Annotated in this window: 16 protein-coding genes, 1 pseudogene and 1 riboswitch; of the genes and pseudogenes, 8 read left to right on the plus strand and 9 right to left on the minus strand. The window is 59.2% G+C overall.

The features are described from left to right. Positions 1-101: 101 nt before the first annotated feature. Entirely contained in the window at positions 102-1,487 is a 1,386-nt protein-coding gene (locus tag RTCIAT899_RS28335; RefSeq protein ID WP_015343275.1) for an MFS transporter, read from the minus strand. 233 nt (positions 1,488-1,720) lie between these two features. Further along, positions 1,721-2,668, minus strand: a complete 948-nt coding sequence (locus RTCIAT899_RS28340; RefSeq protein WP_015343276.1) for a dihydrodipicolinate synthase family protein — start codon at positions 2,666-2,668, stop codon at positions 1,721-1,723. Between the two features lie 162 nt (positions 2,669-2,830). On the opposite strand from RTCIAT899_RS28340, the gene RTCIAT899_RS28345 reads away from it, so the two are divergent. The 6 genes and pseudogenes from RTCIAT899_RS28345 to RTCIAT899_RS28370 form a co-directional block, all read left to right on the plus strand. Beyond that, positions 2,831-3,862: a LacI family DNA-binding transcriptional regulator gene (locus RTCIAT899_RS28345; protein WP_015343277.1), complete on the plus strand. Its 1,032-nt coding sequence runs from the start codon at positions 2,831-2,833 to the stop codon at positions 3,860-3,862. Positions 3,863-4,522: 660 nt separating this feature from the next. Continuing rightward, positions 4,523-5,716 carry an acyltransferase family protein gene (locus tag RTCIAT899_RS28350; RefSeq protein WP_015343278.1) on the plus strand — a complete coding sequence of 398 codons (1,194 nt, stop codon included), beginning with the start codon at positions 4,523-4,525 and terminating at the stop codon, positions 5,714-5,716. 15 nt (positions 5,717-5,731) lie between these two features. After that, positions 5,732-6,835 (plus strand): glycosyltransferase family 2 protein, encoded by a 1,104-nt coding sequence (locus tag RTCIAT899_RS28355; RefSeq protein ID WP_015343279.1) that lies wholly within the window; start codon positions 5,732-5,734, stop codon positions 6,833-6,835. A 1-nt stretch (position 6,836) separates the two neighbouring features. Then, positions 6,837-7,874 carry a glycosyltransferase family 2 protein gene (locus tag RTCIAT899_RS28360; RefSeq protein ID WP_015343280.1) on the plus strand — a complete coding sequence of 346 codons (1,038 nt, stop codon included), beginning with the start codon at positions 6,837-6,839 and terminating at the stop codon, positions 7,872-7,874. Continuing rightward, positions 7,868-9,655: an ABC transporter ATP-binding protein gene (locus tag RTCIAT899_RS28365; RefSeq protein ID WP_015343281.1), complete on the plus strand. Its 1,788-nt coding sequence runs from the start codon at positions 7,868-7,870 to the stop codon at positions 9,653-9,655. The genes RTCIAT899_RS28360 and RTCIAT899_RS28365 overlap by 7 nt, the downstream gene beginning before the upstream one ends. Positions 9,656-10,148: 493 nt before the next feature. After that, a pseudogene (locus tag RTCIAT899_RS28370) lies at positions 10,149-10,457 on the plus strand (IS6 family transposase); the annotation flags it as partial. Positions 10,458-10,609: 152 nt separating this feature from the next. On the opposite strand, the gene ribB reads toward RTCIAT899_RS28370, so the two are convergent. The 7 genes from ribB to RTCIAT899_RS28405 all read right to left on the minus strand — a co-directional run bounded on the left by ribB (position 10,610) and on the right by RTCIAT899_RS28405 (position 17,520). Next, positions 10,610-11,236: a 3,4-dihydroxy-2-butanone-4-phosphate synthase gene (gene ribB / locus RTCIAT899_RS28375; protein WP_015343283.1), complete on the minus strand. Its 627-nt coding sequence runs from the start codon at positions 11,234-11,236 to the stop codon at positions 10,610-10,612. Between the two features lie 115 nt (positions 11,237-11,351). Beyond that, positions 11,352-11,496: riboswitch (FMN riboswitch) on the minus strand. A gap of 98 nt (positions 11,497-11,594) precedes the next feature. Next, the gene (locus tag RTCIAT899_RS28380; RefSeq protein ID WP_015343284.1) at positions 11,595-12,377 is read right to left on the minus strand and encodes a glucose 1-dehydrogenase; all 783 of its coding nucleotides are present in this window, start codon (positions 12,375-12,377) and stop codon (positions 11,595-11,597) included. A 53-nt stretch (positions 12,378-12,430) separates the two neighbouring features. Further along, a complete protein-coding gene (gene tpiA / locus RTCIAT899_RS28385) occupies positions 12,431-13,168 on the minus strand; it encodes a triose-phosphate isomerase (RefSeq protein WP_041678451.1) in 738 nt (245 codons plus the stop codon). Positions 13,169-13,172: 4 nt separating this feature from the next. Continuing rightward, entirely contained in the window at positions 13,173-13,961 is a 789-nt protein-coding gene (locus RTCIAT899_RS28390; protein ID WP_041678228.1) for an SDR family oxidoreductase, read from the minus strand. A gap of 22 nt (positions 13,962-13,983) precedes the next feature. After that, the gene (locus RTCIAT899_RS28395) at positions 13,984-15,462 is read right to left on the minus strand and encodes a sugar ABC transporter ATP-binding protein (RefSeq protein WP_015343287.1); all 1,479 of its coding nucleotides are present in this window, start codon (positions 15,460-15,462) and stop codon (positions 13,984-13,986) included. 27 nt (positions 15,463-15,489) lie between these two features. Continuing rightward, complete coding sequence (locus tag RTCIAT899_RS28400) at positions 15,490-16,419, minus strand: sugar ABC transporter substrate-binding protein (protein WP_015343288.1); 930 nt, start codon at positions 16,417-16,419, stop codon at positions 15,490-15,492. A 117-nt stretch (positions 16,420-16,536) separates the two neighbouring features. Then, positions 16,537-17,520, minus strand: coding sequence for an ABC transporter permease (locus RTCIAT899_RS28405; RefSeq protein ID WP_015343289.1), 984 nt, complete (start codon positions 17,518-17,520; stop codon positions 16,537-16,539). Positions 17,521-17,734: 214 nt separating this feature from the next. Here RTCIAT899_RS28405 and RTCIAT899_RS28410 point away from each other — a divergent pair, with 214 nt between their 5' ends. Continuing rightward, entirely contained in the window at positions 17,735-18,544 is an 810-nt protein-coding gene (locus tag RTCIAT899_RS28410) for a transketolase (protein ID WP_041678229.1), read from the plus strand. Next, positions 18,544-19,500: a transketolase family protein gene (locus tag RTCIAT899_RS28415; protein WP_015343291.1), complete on the plus strand. Its 957-nt coding sequence runs from the start codon at positions 18,544-18,546 to the stop codon at positions 19,498-19,500. The genes RTCIAT899_RS28410 and RTCIAT899_RS28415 overlap by 1 nt, the downstream gene beginning before the upstream one ends. Positions 19,501-19,555 lie beyond the last annotated feature (55 nt).

Below are 19,555 nucleotides of genomic sequence, written 5' to 3' on the forward strand. Positions count from 1 at the left end.
GAACCTCCATCAGTGCCATCATCCTGAAGCCAGGCGGCTGAACGGAGCATGAATGCCTGCAGCTCCCGCGTTCATCAGAAGGAACAGGTAATGCGACTGGATTATGGAGAGAGTTCTTCGAGCGTCCGGCCTTTGGTTTCCACGGCGAATACGGCGGTGACAAGTGCGCCGAGCAGCAAAATTGCAGCAAATACCATAAATATGTACTGGATGCCCATCGACGAGAGCAGGAAGCCGATCACGATCGGGCCTGCCGAGGATCCCAGGCGAAGCCACGCACTTCCAGCACCCGTCCCGATTGCCCGCAGGCGCGTAGGATAGATCTCTGCGGAGTAAAGATACAGCGAGAAGGTGACCGTCTGAACGATGGCATAGGCAAGACCTGCCAGCACCAATACCTGTGTGGCGGATGTCGCTCCGAGCCATGCGAGGATGGCAAGCGGGATGGGAGCGATGAGCAATGCTCCCGTATACCAGCGCTTGCGGCCCACCTTATCGATGAGCAGCGCGCAGATAACCGCTGCAACAACGCCACCCACCGATGTCGCGAACCCATAGAATATGCTGGTTTCAAGCGGCAGGTTGAAGGTCTGACGATAAAGGGTGGGCAACCAGGTAATCGTGCCGTTGGCGACCAGATAGGCACTGAACCACATGGCCCAGATGGATAGCGTGCGCTTGAGATAGATGCCTTGGAAAAGTTCCCGCCAGTCGGATGACTTGCGCACAGGCACTGCGGCATGTTTCGGCTCAGGAAGCGTCTCGCCTGCGGCTCGGGCGCTGTCTTCGAGCTTGGTGACGATGCGATCGGCTTCCTCGTAACGCCCGTTGGCAACGAGCCAGCGGGGTGACTCGGTGAGGAACCAGCGCAGCGGGATCATCAATACAGCCGGGATCAGGCCGATGGCAAACATGACCTTCCAACCATAGAGCGGCACCATGAAGTAGCCGATCAGGCCCGCACCGACGAGGCCGAGCAGGAACATCACTTCGTAGAGAAGAAAGAAGCGCCCGCGGCCTTTCGAGCCGATCAGCTCATTGATGTAGGCGCTGGCGACCGGAACTTCGCCGCCGGTGCCAACACCCTGAACGAAGCGAAACGCCATCATCATTGCTGCGCCGGCTGCAAAGAGGCAGGCGATGTCCATGCTGACGAAAAGTAGGATGGTAAAGAGAAGAACCTTCAATCGACCGATCTTTTCGGCTAGCCAACCGAACAGGACGGCGCCGACCAGTTGCCCCAGATATCCCATCGATAGGATCATGCCCGTCTGGCCGGGTGTCAGCCCCCATTCGTGCACGAGTATCGGCATGGCGTAGGCGATGGCGATAACTGTATAGCCATCGAAGAATGTCGCGGCGCCGACGATATTACGAGCCCAGAATACTTCTCGGGTGATGGGCAACCGCTCCAGCCGCGCACTTATGTCGGCTTGCGGATCGATGACATGCGCAACCGACGCCGTCATTCGCTGTTCGATATTCATTCTATCCTCCCTCTGCCCGGTCTCCGGCTCCCCGACTTGGCATTGACCTACGCATTGAACATCTTGCCTCGGCTGCGCTCATCCTGCAGGCGGCGATCCGAAGCTGCGGCCTTTTAAGGGCGAAGCGACTTTCCGGCACATCACAATCGCCTTTAGAAAGCGTCGCTCCCCGACGCATCTGCAGCCTCCCCCATCGAATACGCCTCCGCCGATTGGCGGCGGAGGCGTGTTTTCTATTCGGCCGCCAAAAGCTGCCCGACACGGCCGATGCCCGCCGCGTCGAAAGCGGCGAAGATTTCGGCCTCGGCCTTTTCACCTAGGCTCTTCAATGGCTCGCGGATCGTGGCATGGTCGAGAACGCCGCGATGGACGAGGCCAAGCTTGAGGGCGACGGTGCCTTCCATGTGCGAACCACGGTGATAAACGGCGCGGGTGACCGGCAGCAGGCGCTCGAAGATCTTGCGGGCTTCCGGATAATCCTGTGCCTTGCCGGCCTTGATGAGATCGATGAGCAGCTCCGGTGCAATATTGCCGTAACCGACGAGCAGACCGTCGACATCGAACATAGTCGGCAACAGCCATTCGTCGTGGCAGCTCAGGATCTGCAAGTTCGGATTCGCCTTCTTCAGTTCCGGAATTTCCACATACCAGCGCTTCATGTTGCGAACGCCGTTCTTGGTCGCAACAACCCCCTCCTGTGTTGCGATCGCAAGCTGCGTGTCCAGATCGTAGGAAGCCTTGGTGACATCCGGATATTGGAACAGGATGCACTGCAGACCGGATTCCTGCCAGATCGCATTGTAGCGGTCCTGCGGCGCGCCCTTCTGGAAGCCAAAGCGCAGCCAGCCGTGGTTTGGATAGACAAGGGCCCCGGTAGCGCCCGCGGCCTTGCATTTCTTGGCCTCTTCGGCGGCAACCTTCGTGCCCTCGCCCGTAATGCCGGCGATGATCGGAATTTCGCCGTTCACGGCTTCGACATAGGTGCGGATCAGCTTGAGGCGTTCCTCTTCGGTCAGGAATGTGCCTTCACCGGCGTGGCCGAGGATGACGAGGCTCTTTACGCCGTCCATGGATGCAAGCCACTTCGCAATCCGAGCGTTCGCCGCATAGTCGACTTCACCGTCGCGGGTGAATGCGGTCACCGGTGCGGGGCTCAAGCCCCTGAGGTCCATTGGGTGCATGGGTAGTCTCCTCCTTGTCGTCGCTGTCCGGTTCACAATCAGCAACGGGATCGTTAATGGGAACGTTCCCACTATCGTTTCCGATTTCGCTGGAGTCAACAGGATTTTTCAGGCATCATCAGATCCATACGCAGATCAGACTCGCCGGCACGGAAATTCCGAATGAATTCAATAGTGGAAGACAACGCTCGCCAGTCGCGCATAACGATTCTCGACGTCGCGGCGGCGGCCGGCGTTTCGAAGTCGACAGTGTCGCGAATTTTGGATGAGCGCCTGCCGCGCTCGGACAGCGAAACAGCCAGGCGCGTCAGAAAGATCGCCGAGGAACTCGGTTACGTCAGAGATGTTTCTGCAGCCAGTCTTCGCCGCGGCAACACCATGACGGTCGGTATCATCGTACCGAGGCTCACGGACACCGTTATGGCGATGCTCTACGAATCCCTTGCAAAAGCCTGCAGCAGGACCGGGCGGTTCGCCATCGTCGCGACTACGGACGACAAAGCGAAGGCAGATCGCCTCGCTGCGGAGTCACTTCTGAAGCGCGGCGTCGATGGGCTCATTTTATCGACGGCGCGCGACGACGATGACTTTCCCGACATATTGGCCGCAAGGGGGGTGCCGACGGTTTTGGCACTTAGAACCGATGGCCATAGTCTTTCGTCGATCGGCGACGACCGGCTTGGGGGATATCTCGCCACGCGGCACCTGCTCGATCTTGGTCATCGGAGGATCGCAGTCATTGCGGGTCCATCTTATGCCTCCAGCGCGCGAACCCGTGTGGAAGGCTATCGCCAGGCCATGACTGAAATGGGACTGGCGATCGATCCATCCCTGATCGTCTCGTCGACCTTCGGAATTGAATCCGGAGCGGAAGCCGCCGAGAAAATCATGCACTTGCCGCAGGCGCCGACGGCAATATTTGCGGTAAACGACAACACAGCCATCGGCGCATTATCGGGCCTGATGCGTATGGGTCTGTCGGTGCCAGGCGACGTCTCGCTGGTCGGCTACAACGATATTCCGATCGTCAGCCATCTTTCCACGCCGCTGACCACCTTGCGGGTGCCCTTCGAGCAGATTGCTGCAAATGCGCTTGATTTGTTGGGAGGCGAGGCTATACCGCCGGATGATCGCATTCGGGTGTCGGCCCCGACACTCATCCCCAGGAAGTCGACGCGATCCATCGTACTCTAGCAGCTGATAGGGTTAGAACCAACGCCCATGAAGCAGCACGGATGAACTCACAACGGCTGTCGGACATACCCCGCCCGCCTCTTCGCAAGAACGCGCACCCGTCCAGCGCGGGCGGCCATCATCAGTTCCGTGCACTTTCATGATCCAGCAATGCAACAAGCGTTCGTGCGATCGAAACACCGCATAAGATGCACAAATAAACTCATCTACCAAAAATAGAAAAGAACGAAGCAAAAGCGAAAAATGTACGCAATACCGCAGTGCATGGATGTCTGAAGGGTCCGGAATCTTTCGCTAATTGCATAGTGTAAGCATAGGGTTGACCAACCGAAGTCCCGCCCAAGATTACGTTTACGGCCCCTGATCGGCTCTCCGCGATCCAGGCCGGCCTTGCCTGATGAATGACAAATTTTGCACCCCTCGAAGCGGCCATAGTTCAGTATTTCGAGAAACATGGCCGATTGTTTCAAACACGTGATCGACCACTGCCTTATCAGCCTAGAACTGCCCAAGTTTGGCCGGAATCGATCCGGAAGCCTCGATAGGTCGCTTGGCAAGTTGATGGTGCGACGGGGCCGGAAAGAAGAACAGCAGCGGAATAGCGGGGTGCTGGCGCCGTAATGAGAGGGTTCGAAAAAGGCTGAAAAGCCGGGGGTGTCTATGTCGAATATGCGCGATCGCCAACTGGATGGCCTAAGAACCATTGCCGTTGCCATGGTGCTCTACGCACATTTTTTTGCGGCCGACGGTTCCATCTGGGGTCATCTGGGCGTTCGTCTCTTCTTCGTACTCAGCGGCTTCCTGATTACGCGCCTGTTGTTGGAGGCACGGGCAGATGCCCGCTACCAGCCGGCCACCGCCTTGAAGGCATTCTATATCCGCCGGGCGCTGCGCATATTTCCACCCTATTTCGCAGTTCTGGCGCTGGTGTGGCTCGTCAATCTCGAAGGTGTTCGCGGCACTGGCAGTCTGAAATGGCATGCGCTCTACCTGGCAAACTACTGGTATGCCCTGCGCGGCGAATGGACGCCTTGGGTTCTGTGCCATACCTGGAGCCTCAGCATCGAGGAACAGTTCTATATCGTCTGGCCGCTGGCAATCCTACTGACGCCGCGGCGAATGATCGGGGGCATCTGTCTAGCCGTCATTGCCTGCTCGCTCGCCTATCGCCTCTGCTGGCCACTAACGGGGACGCCCTCGCTGGTGCGCGACCTGCTCCCCTCGGGCTCTATGGATGCGCTCGCATGCGGCGCCCTGCTCGCTACCTATCGCGAAAGAACACAGGCCTGGCCGCAATGGATGCGGCTGAGCTGGATGCCGTTGGTGGCTGCCGCCAGCGTGGCACTATGGCTGAGACCCGATCCTATAACGCCTGCTCTAGACTGGTTCATCTGGATCGGCTCGGAGGTCTTTCCGCTCGTGCCGCTTGTCATGTTGGTCGGGGCCGCTTCCTTGGGCTTTCGATCGGCTTTTGGCCAGCTGCTCGAATCCGCGCCGATGGCAGCAACCGGACGGATCAGCTACGGCATCTACCTCTTCCATCCGATCATCCTTTCTCTGATCGTCAGGGCCCAAGCCTGGATTCCCGTCAACGTCTCACAACAGGGTTTCGGCCGCCTGATCATCGGAAGTGCCGCGACACTGGCGGTGGCTGCCATCTCATGGCGCCTTTTTGAAAAGCCGTTGAACGGCTTCAAGCGCCACTTTCCCTATGTCGCCCGCGACAATTTGCCGGTGGCTGCAGCTGGCGAGCCATGGGAACCGCGGCGTGGTGCGAAAATATACGAAACAACACTCTCTCGCCGCGATACTCATGATCCCGGCGAAGCCGTTCAAGCCTCTGATCTGCAATAGCGCGGGAGCTGAAGAATGACCGTCCCACTGGTTTCCGTCCTGCTGCCCGTCTATAACGGCGAACCTTATCTCGCCGCAGCGATCGAGAGCATCCTGCGACAGGATCACAAACACCTCGATGTCATTGCCATCGACGATGGCTCCACCGACCGGTCGCTGAATATCCTGCAACGGTATCGGGCAGCGGACGATCGCCTGCGTATCGTCTCGCGTGAAAACCGCGGCCTCATTGCGACGCTCAACGAGGGCATGACCATGGCGAAAGGCGATTTCATCGCCCGGATGGATGCCGACGACATCGCCTATCCCATACGCTTTTCACGCCAGATCACCCTGTTTCGTGAGCGGCCAGAGCTTGCGATCAGCGGCACCGGCATCGACCGGCTCATCGGCAATCGCGTTGTACGCGGCGCGCCCAATCCGATCCATCAGTCGGCCGACTGGCATGTTCTATCGATGTTTTACACCGTCTTCATGCATTCGACCGTGATGTATAACCGCAGGGTCATTCCGGCTGACATGCTGACCTACGATACAAGCTATGTGCATGCCGAGGATTTCGATCTGTTCCGGCGGATCACCCGAGAATTCCCCGCTGCGATGATCGACGAAAGCCTCGTTGCCTATCGCGTTCACGACGAGAGCGTCACCAACAAACATAAGCGACCGATGCGCTTCACGCATCTGAAGATCGCGGCAGAAAATCTCCAACGGGTATCGTTGATCGATGATCCCTATGCCCTGCACGATATCGGTATGGCGGTGACGAAGGACACGGTTGCCCGTGCCGCCGACTGTCTCCTCTCCATCGAAGAAAGGATCGCCGCACGCGGCCTGCGGGCCTCCGCAAGCTATGAGGAAGGGCTGATGTGCTTCTTCTATTTCCTCTATCAGCTGATCGCGGACGAGAAGCAGCCCGCATTGACGCATCAGTTCCTGACAAAGACAGGCAAATGGCACACGATACGGCGTCGCGAACGGTATGGGCTTCGCGTCGCCACCTATGCGCCCTGGTGCAGCCGCCTTTGGAGCGATGCGAGCCTGCGCCTCGACGCCCTGGCAAGATATCGGCAATCGGTGCCGGCAGGAAGCGTGCTGCCGCAGCAAGGACTTGCCTGATATGGCTGGCGCGGATTCCGACATCCCGCAAGCGCAGGCGCAGCTTGCCACAAGGCCTCCTCGCCTGTCCATCGGCCGAGTGCCGACGGCGAGCTTCATCGTCTGCACCCGCAACCGCGCCGAGGCGCTTGAGGCCTGCATCCGATCGATCGAGGCAGCCAGTCGCGCGCACGCCTCGATGGCAAGCGAGGTGGTGGTGGTCGACAACGGCTCGACCGACGATACCGCCGAGCGGCTCGCCCGCATCGCCTCCTCCTCCAGCATTGCGATCATACCGGTGGTGGAACGCCGCTGCGGCTTGGCCGCCGCCCGCAATGCAGGGATGGAGCGGTCTCGCGGGCGCATCCTGATCTTCATCGATGACGATTGCGAAGTGGACTTGCACTACCTGCGGGATCTGGAGCGGCACTACGCAGGCGGAGAACGCTTGGTCATCCGGGGCGGTCGTGTCGAACTCGGCAATGCGCTCGATCTGCCGTTTACGATCAAGCGATCGCCGGAGCCGGCCCGCTTTACGCCGGATGTCCACCCGGGCGGCTTCATACTTGGCTGCAACATGACGATGCACCGCGAAGTCGCCCGGCGCGTCGGCCGCTTCGACGAGCGCTTCGGCGCCGGCAGCGTTCTGCAATCGGCCGAAGATACCGACTATCTCGTCCGCGCCTTTCAGCTTGGTATTCCGATCGAATATGTTCCCGACATGAACGTGCTGCATTATCACGGCCGCAGCCAACGCGAGGCGATCGAACGGCTTCATCGCAGCTACAGTCTTGGAAATGGCGCGCTCTGTCTGAAGCACCTGTCCGGCGCGCCGTGGCTGCTGCGTCATTTCTGCTGGACTTTCCGCTCGGCCTGGAAGGAATTGTGGGGCGGGCCGCGCTTCGATCCAGAAGTCTCCTTGTCTCATTGGCCAATCATATTCATGAATGTGCTGGGCGCACTCGAATTCGCGCGATGTGCCATAACGAGCCGCCCTCGGCCGGAACTGAACCGGATCAAGCAGACGACCCGCTCATTGAGGAGAGATCCGCCATGCTGAAACTCCTCCTGCCAGGTTTGCAGCTCCTACGGCAGGCGCTTGGCCGACAGATCCGGCTCATGCCTGTCGTCGTCATTCTCGGCCTGATCAGCGCCGTACTCGAAGGCACCGGCATCGGCCTCATCATTCCGATGCTCAGCATCATCGGAGGCGAAAAGGCTTCGACTGGGCTGAGCGGGTTTTCCGCTCTCTTCCAGCAAGTCGGATCCGGTCTGGACGACCGACAGCGGATGATGGTGATTGCCGCCTGCATTCTGGCGCTGATCACGCTCAAGAACATCCTCGCCTTCGCCAATACGGCACTGACCAACTTCATACACGGCAAGGCCGGCCACGCGATCCGCAGCGCGCTTGCCGATCGGCTCCTGAAGATCGGATATCCTTTCTTCCTGCAGCAAAGCCCAGGCCGGCTGCTCAACATCATCTCCAACGAATCCTGGCGGGCATCGGATGCCATACAGACGGTGCTTGGGGCGATGGTCAATGCATCGGCGACTGTCATTCTTCTTGACTTTCTGCTGCTGCTGTCCTGGCAGATGACGCTTTGCGTCGCGCTCGGCCTCATCCTCGTCCAGGCCGCGCATGCCGGCCTCTCCGCCGGCCTGAAGATGCCGAGCCGCACGGTCACTTCCTCTAACAATGAACTTGCCGGCAGAATGCTGCATCTCGTTCATGCCGGACGGCTGATCCGGATTTTCGGCCAGGAGAAGCGCGAAAAGGCCGTGTTCGACGGCGCATCGAATGCGGTGAGAAAGGCGGGCTTTATTCTGCAGACTCGCCAAGGCGCGCTGCCGCCGCTGACGGAGGTGCTGCATTCCGCACTTTTCCTCGCGGTCGTCGTCAGCGCCTGGTCGTTTGACGTCAGTTTTCCCATCATCGTCGCCTTCGTCGTCTTGCTCTACAGGCTGCAGCCGCATGTGCGCGCTCTGCAGCAGGCATGGAGCCAGGTGCAAGGCTGGAGCGGTTCGCTGGAGGAAGTCCGCTGGCTGCTGGATGCCTCCGGCAAGCCACCCCCGCCGGCGGGAGATCTGCCAGCTCCCCGACTGAACCGCGAGATAAAATTCGACAAGGTGAGCTTTCGATATCCTGGCTCCGCCGCACGTCCGGTGGTGCTGCGATCCACCAGTTTCGAAATTGGCCATGGTCGCTCCACTGCCCTGATCGGCCGATCGGGAGCGGGAAAGACGACGATCGTGAACCTCCTTTGCCGTTTTGTCGAACCTGACGAAGGCGAGATCCTGATCGATGGATTGCCGCTCAGCCGCATCGATCCCACGCAATGGCGAAACCGGCTCGCGCTTGCCAGCCAGGACCTGGAACTGGTCGACGGCACCATTTTCGAAAACATCGCCTATGGGCAGCATACCTCGCACGCTGAGGCGGAAGAGGCCGCCAGACTTGCCGAAGCGCATGAATTCATCGAAAAACTGCCTGACGGATACGCAACACTCGTCGGCTACAGGGGCGCGAGCCTTTCGGCCGGACAGCGCCAGCGAATAGCTCTCGCAAGGGCGCTCGTTCGCGATCCCGATATTCTCATTCTGGACGAAGCGACCAACGCCATGGATGGATTGTCGGAAGCTGCCATTGTCGAGACGCTGAAATTGCGAGCCGGTCGTCGCACGACGATCGTGATCAGCCATCATCGCAGCACGATCTCCTTCTGCGACGACGTTGTCATCCTCAGCGGCGGCCGCGTCCGCAACCAGACGGCATTTGCCGAGGTCGCGTCCCTCAGCATGGATCAGCTTTATGAGGACGAAGTGCTCGGCAAACAGTGACGCCAGGTGAGGCAACGGCCATTGGCGCGGCTTGGCTGACGGCGATGCCGGGGGTGCTTGCGACCGTACTTGGTGGTCCGTCACCTGCTCGCGGCTACATGCCGTCACTACCCATCCGTATCCTCCGAGCGGAGGGCATCCCAGAAAACGTGGCGAACCATAATTAGATTTTATTAAAATAATTCAAAAGCTTAATCGGCAATTCAGATCAGAAAGCCTTCTCACACCTCGCCCGAGATACCACCGAAATTGACTCTATCCACCTCGCAAGCTCGCCTGCACTCTTCCGATATTGCTCAAATTTCATACTCAGTTGCGCTTCAGTGCAACGCGCACCTTCTGGTCGCGGAAGATAGAAGAGGTAAGCTAGCATGATTTCGTTCTCCATTATGAAACCGGCACAAATCCAAGCAATGGCACGACTGTTACGGGCACGGCCATTGAGGGGCTGCACGTGATTGAGCGGGAAGGAAATTGAGGTAGCAGCGCGCCCATGACCGTGAGTGAACCGACCTCCAGGAACCACCGCTGCCCGATCGAAATCGTAGCCCGTGCTGTTTGGCTCTACTTCCGCTTCAATCTGAGCCTGCGCGATGTTGAGGAAATGCTGTTCGATCGCGGGATCGCCGTTTCCTACGAGACGATCCCCCGATGGTGCCGAAAGCTCGGCCCTGATTATGCGCGCCGCATACGCCACAAGGCGCCCACGAAAGGCGATGTCTGGCACCTCGCTGAGGTCGTGGCACGCATCAACGGTCAGAAAAGCTGGTTGTGGAGAGCGGTTGATCAGGACCGATATGTCAAGCGGCCACCTTTCAAACAACGTGACAACGCCGCTACCGGTATTTGAAGTTCTTCCCCTGCGAATTTGAATGATCAGCCGGAGCCGACCAATCGCGATGACGCGATTGGCAAATTTGGTTTCCGCGGAGCTGTCGTGGTCAAAAGAGCGACTTAAGCTGCCTTGATCGTCGGTGCCAGCCGCTGATAGGAAATAAGATCTTCGATCGTAATGAGATGAAGGCCATGTCGCTCGGCGAAAGCTTCCAGCTCGGGAAGACGGGCCATGGTGCCATCGTCATTGGCAACCTCGCAGATCACGCCGGACGCGGTCAGTCCTGCAAGTCGTGCGAGATCGACGGCTGCTTCCGTGTGACCCGGCCGGCCGAGCACACCTTCAGGATGGGCGCGCAGCGGGAAGATGTGGCCGGGACGAGCAAAATCGTCAGGCTTTGTTCCCGGCGTGACGAGAGCGCGGACGGTGGCTGCACGGTCGGCGGCAGAAATGCCCGTTGTGGTTTCCGGAATATAGTCAACCGAGACAGTGAAGGCGGTCTTCAGCATTTCGGTATTGCGGGGAACCATAAGCGGGATATCGAGCTCATCGAGGCGCTCTCCCTTCATCGCGACACAGATCAATCCACGCGCATGGTTCATCATGAATGCGATGGCCTTGGCGCTGATCGCGTCGGAAGCGATGACCAGATCGCCTTCATTCTCACGGTCGCGGTCGTCGACAACAACGACAATATCTCCGCGCGCTATCGCTTCAATTGCATCTTCAATTTTGGCAATTGCCATGTCTTCTGCCTTTCAAGGGTTCGCCGCTTCGGCGGCATCCATGGCCGATTTCTCAGCCACCGTTTTCCCTTGGGCGAACAAGGATGCGAACACGCCACGAAGCATGGCGTTGCAACATTGCTCTCTTCCATCCGGACTATGACCGTCGGCTCCGGCATCTCACCGGATCTGCTGACCCTCCGCTTCGACGGAGGCGCTCGCGGGCTCCGAGTTTCCTCGATACCGCCGGTGGGGAATTACACCCCGCCCTGAGAACATCTGAAACATAGGCGATCGGCAGCCGGAATCGCAAGAGGGGTTTCAGCATTCGGCCGCATTTCAATCACTTGAAACGCTGAACAGTCTGTTCGGCTCGTTTTTACGACATGATCAAGCCGCCATCGACATTGATGGTCTGGCCGGTGATATAGGCAGCGTCGTCGCTTGCAAGAAAGGTGACAAGGCCGGCGACATCCTCGCCGGAGCCCGCTCGCTTCATCGGGATGCCATCGACCCATTCCCTCATCAGTTCACCCGGGCCGTAATTGCCGAGCAGCTTGCCCCAAGCCTGGTCGTTGTAGGCCCACATGTCGGTCTCGATGATCCCGGGGCAAAACGCATTGACGGTGATATTCTCGATGGCGACTTCCTTGGCGAGGCTTTGCGTGATGCCCACGACCCCCATCTTGGATGCCGCATAATGCGGCGTGTAGATGAAGCCGTCTCGCGCCTGGCCGGAAGCCGTGTTGATGATACGGCCGCCGCGGCCATGCTTGCGCATGCGGGCAATTGCTTCCTGGGCGCAGAGAAAGACGCCCTTTGTATTCACCGCCATGACCTTGTCCCACTCGCTCTCGCTCATCTCCTCGATGCGAGCAATGGTGATGACACCTGCATTCTGTATCGAGACGTCGACGCTACCGAAGGCCTGTTCGGCGGCATCATAAAGCGCCTTGACACTTGCCTTGTCGGTAACGTCACCGACGAAAGAGACGGACTTCCCGCCGTCAACCTTGATCTGTTCGGCCACACCATGGACGCTTTCTTCGTTGGCTGAGACCACGAGATTGGCGCCTTCGCGCGCGAAGCGCTTGGCGATGGCCGCACCGATGCCGCGGCTGGCACCCGTTATGACCACGGTCTTCTTCTCAAAGCGTTGCATTTTTTTCCTTTCAAGGCGCCATCGGCACGCCGACGGCATCTGAGCCTTCTCGCTCAACCTGCTGCAGAAATGATCCCGGCAAATTCCGATGCCTTCAAAGAGGCGCCGCCGACGAGTGCCCCGTTCACGTTACTCAGGCCGAAGATTGCCGGCGCATTCGACGCCTTGACCGAGCCGCCATAGAGGATTTTGACCAAGCTTCCATCCCGGCCCATCCGTTCTTCCAGCAAGCGCCGGATCGCTGAATGGACCTCCTCAATTTGCTCGGAGGTCGGCACCAGGCCTGTCCCGATTGCCCAAACAGGCTCATAGGCGATCACGAGATTGGCGCTGTTTGCGCCCTGAGGAATGGACCCGCTCAACTGATCGCCGACGACTTCGATCGCCCGTCCTTCGTCGCGCTCATGCCGCGTCTCACCCACGCAGATAATCGCGATCAAACCCGCGCGATGAGCGGCAATTGCCTTTGCAAGAACGATGTCATTATCCTCTCCGTACGACATGCGCCGCTCCGAATGCCCAAGGATGATGTAGCGAACACCGGCGTCCGCCAGCATTTCCGCGGACACATCGCCGGTGTGGGCGCCGCACGCCTGGGCATGGCAATCCTGCGCGCCGATGACGAGATGCGATTCTCTAGCCCGCTCCACGGCGCGGTCGATCAGCGTGAAGGGCGGGCAGACGACGATGTCGCACGCCGCACTGCCCGTCAGTCCCTTCAGCGCCTCGATCTCAGCCTGGGAGGAGACGAAACCGTTCATTTTCCAGTTTCCAGCGATCAGCTTGCGCATGGCATCACCAGCAGCAGAAGCCGCCATCGACGAGCAGATCAACGCCCGTCACGAAGCTTGCGGCATTCGATAGCAGAAAGACGGCCGGACCGACCATCTCGTCAACATTGGCCATACGCTGCATCGGCGTCTGCTCTTCGAAGAGCTTGGTCTGATGCACCATTTCCGGGCGCGTATTCATTGGTGTTGCCGTATAGCCTGGCGAGATCGTGTTGACGCGGATGCCGCGGCCAACCCATTCCATGGCGAAAGATTTCGACATATGGATCACACCGGCTTTCGACGCATTGTAATGCGCCTGGCTTAGACCCCGATTGACGATGACGCCGGACATGGATGCGATATTGACGATCGAACCGCGGCCGTTCCTCAACATGGCGCGCGCTTCGGCCTGGCAGGACAGAAAGATGCCCTTGAGGTTGATATCCATCAGCGTCTGATACTGATCCTCTTCCATGTCCTCGGCAGGGTTGGCATTCGCAATGCCGGCTGCATTCACGGCCAGCGAGAGCGCACCAAGATCGGCCTCGGTACGCGCGACCGCTTCAGCCATGGACCCCTTGCTGGTAACATCTGCTGCAATTTCGATCGAACGGCGCCCGGCGGCCTGAATATGGTGCGCGGTCTTGGCAAGACTGTCATCGGTGCGGCGATCCAGAAGCGCTACGTCCGCGCCGCACTGGGCAAGACCGATCGCGATCCTTTGCCCGATGCCGCTGCCGGCGCCGGTTACAATCGCAACCTGGCCGCTGAGATCAAATAATTTCGGTGCATTCAGAGAGATGTCGGACACCGCTCTTCCTTTCTGTCTTTGCCTAGATTGTCGCCAGTTCCATGACCGAGACATCATTGGCCTCGTCACGCTTGAGAATGCCTGCTTGCTTGCCCTGCGCCAGCACGAGAATGCGGTTTGAGACGCCGAGAACCTCCTCCAGATCCGAGCTGACGACGATGACCGCAACACCCTGCTTGGCGAGGTTGACGATGATATCGTAGATGCCGGCACGCGCTCCGACATCGATGCCGCGCGTCGGCTCATCGAGCACCACGACCTTGGGATTGCGCATCAGCCATTTGGCGATTACGACCTTCTGCTGGTTACCGCCGGACAGATCCGACGCGAGTTGCTCCGCACGCCCTTTTACGCCGAACTTCGCCACCGCCTTCTCGGCGAAGACACGCTTCATGCCCGCTGTTATCCATCGGCCGCCGAGCTTATCGAGATTGGCATAGATAATGTTTTCGCTGATCTTGTGTGCCACGACGAGACCTTGCTCCTTGCGGTCCTCAGGCACCATCACGATTCCCTTGGCAATCGCGTCGGCGGGACTGCGCAGCCTCAATGTCTCGCCGTCGAGGCTGACAGCGCCGCCGCTGATCGGGTCGGCGCCTGAAATCGCGCGCACCAATTCGGTGCGGCCCGCACCGACAAGACCGGCAATGCCGAGGATCTCGCCTGCGTGCACGTCAAAGGTGACATCGCGGAATGCATTTTCCGGAGATGAAAGACCGGATACCTGAAGAACCGGGCGGCTGGTTGGCTCCGGCAGCGCCGGAAACAGGCGATCGAGTGAACGGCCGACCATGCTTTCGACAATCGTGCGAACCGGCGTCGAGCTGTCCGCGAACTCGTGGACCCGTTCCCCATCACGCAGCACCACGATGCGGTCCGTGATCTGCTTGATCTCTTCCATGCGGTGGGAAATATAGATGATGCCGACGCCCTCGGAACGAAGCTTGCGAACCTGTTCGAAGAGGGCTTCGGTTTCCGCGCCGCCTAATGCCGCGGTCGGCTCATCGAGGATCAGGAGCTTTGCATTGAGCGCCAGCGCCTTTGCGATCTCTATGAGCTGCTGGTTTGCGGTCGACAGGCCGGCGACTTTCCGTGTCGCTGGAATATGGAGGTTCAGTCGAGCCAATTGCTCCTGGGCGCGGCGGACCATCTGCGCGCGGTCGACCACGCCGTTCTTCATCGGCCAGCGGCCGATGAAGACATTTTCGGCGATCGAAAGATGCGGCAGAAGCTGCAGTTCCTGGTGGATCAGGACGACACCCTTGTCGATCGCCTCACGCGGTGCGGCCGGGGCATAAGGCTGCCCCAGCCATGTCATCAAACCTTCGGAAGGGGTGCGTGACCCCGCGATGATACCTGACAGCGTCGACTTGCCGGCGCCGTTTTCGCCGAGAAGGGCAACCACTTCGCCGGGATAGACGTCGAGGTCCACATTCTTGAGAACCTGGAGCGGTCCGTAGCGCTTGGATATACCCCTTAGGGAAAGAACCGGCTCGGTCACAACACACCTCCTAACGATTTCGACTGATTACGGGTGGTTGGCGATGAAGCCCGCCACGTTTTCCTTGGTCGTCAGCGTGGCATCCATCAGCTGCACCGGCGGCACCTTTTCCTTGGCAGCGAGCTTGACCGCGTTCTCCACCGCATCGCGGCCCATCTTCTGCGTCTGCTGTGTCGCGGTCACGTTGAACACACCTTTGCCGAGGGCCTCGAGCGCGGCGGTGTCGCCATCAAAACCACCGACCACAATCTTTTGCGATGGGTTGGCGACTTTGATCGCCTGGGCCGCACCGAGCGCCAGTCCATCTGCCTGAGCAAAGACGATCGAGACATCCGAATTCGACTGCAGCATGTTCTGCATGATCTGGAAGCCCTCGTCCTGGCTCCACATGTTAGAATACTGCTCGGCGACGACCTTGACGTCCGGATAGGCCTTCAGCGACTCCTGGCAACCCTTGGTGCGGTCAAGCTCGGGCGTCGTGCCCTTCTGACCATGGATGATGACCATCTTACCCTTGCCACCGGCTTCCTTCAGAAGGTAATCGCAAACCGCCTTGGCCGATTTGACGGAGTCGGTCGCAAGAAACGTATCGCCCGGAGCCCCATCGGCATTGCGATCGACGTTGACAACAGGAATGCCGGCCTTTTGGGCGAGTTTGACAGGAACGGTTGCTGCAGCTGCACCCGCCGGAATGTAGATCAGGGCGTCGATATTCTGCGTCAGAAGGTCTTGGACCTGATTGATCTGGGTCGGACCATCGCCCTTGGCATCGACGGTGACAACCTCGATGCCGCGCTTCTTGGCTTCAGCTTCGACGGACTGCTTGATCTGGTTGAAGAAGTTTGCCTGCAGGTTGGCCACAGCAAGGCCGAGCTTCTTGACTTCGGCCGCATGAACGGATCCGAGGCTGAGGCCAAGCAGGGCAGCAGACGCGAGCAGAGTGCGCGCAAATTTCATGTCAGTTCCTCCGTTGTTAATGAACCCGTGGGTTATCCTCCCCCTCGGGCAATAGATCCGCTCCAAACCTTTCGGAGAGGAATTTCTGGTGGCCCGCATGATCTGCGAGCCGAAAGATCATGCAGCACGCCGCTTGCGGATCGTCTCCGCGCCGACAGCGAGAACGATGACGACACCGATGATGACCTGCTGCAGGAAGGGCGAGACGTTGAGCAGGTTGAGGCCGTTGCGCAGAACGCCGATGATGAGGACGCCGATCAGCGTCCCACCAATGCCGCCTGCGCCTCCCGACAGAGACGTTCCGCCGATGACCACGGCCGCGATCGTGTCTAGCTCATAGCCAAAGCCGCTGGACGGCTGAACCGAGTCGAGGCGGGCGGCAAGAACGATGCCGGCAAGACCTGCAAGGACGGCACTCGCCACGTAGACAAGAATAGTCACAAGCTGGACGTTGATACCGGCAAGGCGCGCGACTTCGGGATTGCCGCCGACCGCATAGAGCATGCGGCCTTCTGCGCGGAAGTGCAGGAAAGTCCAGGCAGCTGCGACGACTGCGAGCATCAGGAAGACGGTTGCGGTCAGGATGCCGAAATGACGGTCAATGGCCAGCATCATGAACCAGTCGGGGAAGCCGACGATCTGCTGACCGTCGGTGATCATGTTCGCCACGCCGCGCGCGGCCGACATCATCGCGAGCGTCGCGATAAAGGCAGGGACCCTGAACCAGGTGACCATGATGCCGACGATCAGGCCACTGATCATAGAGGCAATGAGCGCCACCACGATGCTGAGGCCGAGTGGCAGACCGGCGACGTTAGCCGTCCAGCCCATAACCATCATCGCGAGAGCCAGAACCGAGCCGACCGAGAGATCGATGCCGCCGATCAAGATGACGAAGGTCATGCCGACCGCCATAATTCCAAGCACCGTGATCTGATCGAGGATGTTCAGGCCATTGCGGACCGAGAGGAAAGCATCCGTACTGAAGGTCAGGAAAAGGCAAAGTAGGACGAGCCCGATCAGCGGGCCAGTCGCTCCCGTCAGCTTGCTGCGCCACGTCCCAGACGGCCGACTCTCACTCTGAATATCTACCGCCACCATCGTTCCTCCTGCAATCTTGACGTCCGAGGTGATATTTGTTCAATTAAGAATAAATATTCATCCCTGCTATAAAATTCGTAACAAGCCGGCGAATGACTGTCAACCCGGCTCATTTGACAATACTGCACAAGTGAAAGTGACCATGGGGCTTGACTATCGCTGCGCCTGTGTAAAAATATCTAATAGTGAATAATTATTCATAGTGAGGAAGATGATGGAGATTTCGGACCTTGAGCGCATCGCTCGCCAGATCCGCTTACGGGACCTACGGGCCGTGTATGAGGCCGGTGCCGGCCATATAGGTGGGGAGATGTCCGTCATCGACCTGCTTGCTGCCCTGTATTTCCGGGTACTGCGCGTCTTCCCTGATCACCCAAAGAACCCGAACCGAGACCGCTTCGTTCTTTCCAAAGGTCATACGGCCTGCGCGCTCTATGTCGTGCTGGCGAAACGCGGGTTCCTTCCGGAGGAGGAAATCTCAACCTTCCTGAAGCCCCATTCCCGGCTGAACGGACACCCGAACTGCAATAAGGTTCCGGGAGTGGAGACCAACACTGGCCCCCTCGGGCATGGATTGCCCGTTGCTGTTGGCATGGCAAAAGCCGCAAAGCTGTCCGGCGCTCAGTACCATACCTACGTCATCACCGGCGACGGCGAGATGCAGGAAGGCTCCAATTGGGAGGCGATCATGGCCGCCGCCCAGTTCGGCCTCGACAACCTTACGCTCATCGTCGACCACAATCGCTTCCAGCAAGGCGCATCCCTAGCCGATACGAACGATATCGCTCCTCTTCGTCCCAAGCTGGAGGCCTTCGGCTGGGAGGTCAGCGAGATCAACGGCAATGCCATGTCCGAAATCGTTCCAGCGCTCGAGAAGCGTACGACACGCCCCCATTGCATCGTCGCGCGCACCAACAAGGGCCACGGCATCTCCTTCATGCAGGATCGGGTCGATTGGCATCACAAGGTTCCGAGCAAGGAACAGTATGAAATCGCGTTGGCAGAATTGTCGGAGGCCCTATAATGAACGCGCCCACAAACGCACCGAAGCTCCACGACTGCCGCGACGCTTTTGCCGCGACGCTCGAACGTCTGGCGGTCGAAAATGAGACGATCGTCGCTGTTTGCAATGACTCGGTGGGATCCTCCAAGCTTGGTGGCTTCAAGTCGAAGTTTCCCGAACGCCTCGTCAATGTCGGGATTGCCGAGCAGAACATGGTCGGCGTCGGCGCCGGTCTCGCCAATGGCGGACGCCTGCCTTATGTCTGCGGCGCCTCACCGTTTCTGACCGGCCGCTCGCTCGAGCAGATCAAGGCCGACATCTCCTACTCCAATGCCAACGTCAAGCTCGTCGGCATTTCATCCGGCATGGCGTATGGCGAACTCGGCCCGACCCATCACTCGATTGAGGATTTCGCCTGGACGCGCGTCCTGCCGAATCTGCCCGTGATCGCTCCTTGCGACCGGATTGAAACGGCCGCCGCCGTCGAATGGGCGGCGGGCTATGATGGCCCTTGCTTCCTGCGCCTGTCGCGCGTCGGCGTTCCGGATCTGCTTCCCGAGAACCATAAATTCGAGGTCGGCAAGGCTAATCTGTTGCGCGAAGGTTCCGACATCACCCTCATCGCCAACGGCACGCTGACCCACCGGATGGTCAAGGCAGCCGAGATCCTCGCCGAGCGCGGAATCAAGGCGCGCGTCCTGAATATGGCAACTGTCCGCCCGATCGATGAGGCCGCCATTATCGCTGCGGCCAACGAGACGGGCGCGATCGTAACGGCAGAAGAACATTCGATCTTCGGCGGCCTCGGCTCGGCGGTCGCCGAAGTGGTGGTCGACAACGCACCTGTGCCGATGAAACGTCTTGGCGTTCCCGGCATTTACGCACCGACAGGTTCGGCCGAATTCCTCCTCGACGAATTCGGCATGGCGCCGACAGCAATTGCTGATGCCGCAGTCGCGCTACTCAAGCGCAAATAATCTGGTAGCAGATCGTATAAGTCGGGGTGCGCATCCGCCCCGGCCCTATATGTGA

Origin of the sequence: Rhizobium tropici CIAT 899 (assembly GCF_000330885.1) — a bacterium.
GTDB lineage: Bacteria > Pseudomonadota > Alphaproteobacteria > Rhizobiales > Rhizobiaceae > Rhizobium > Rhizobium tropici.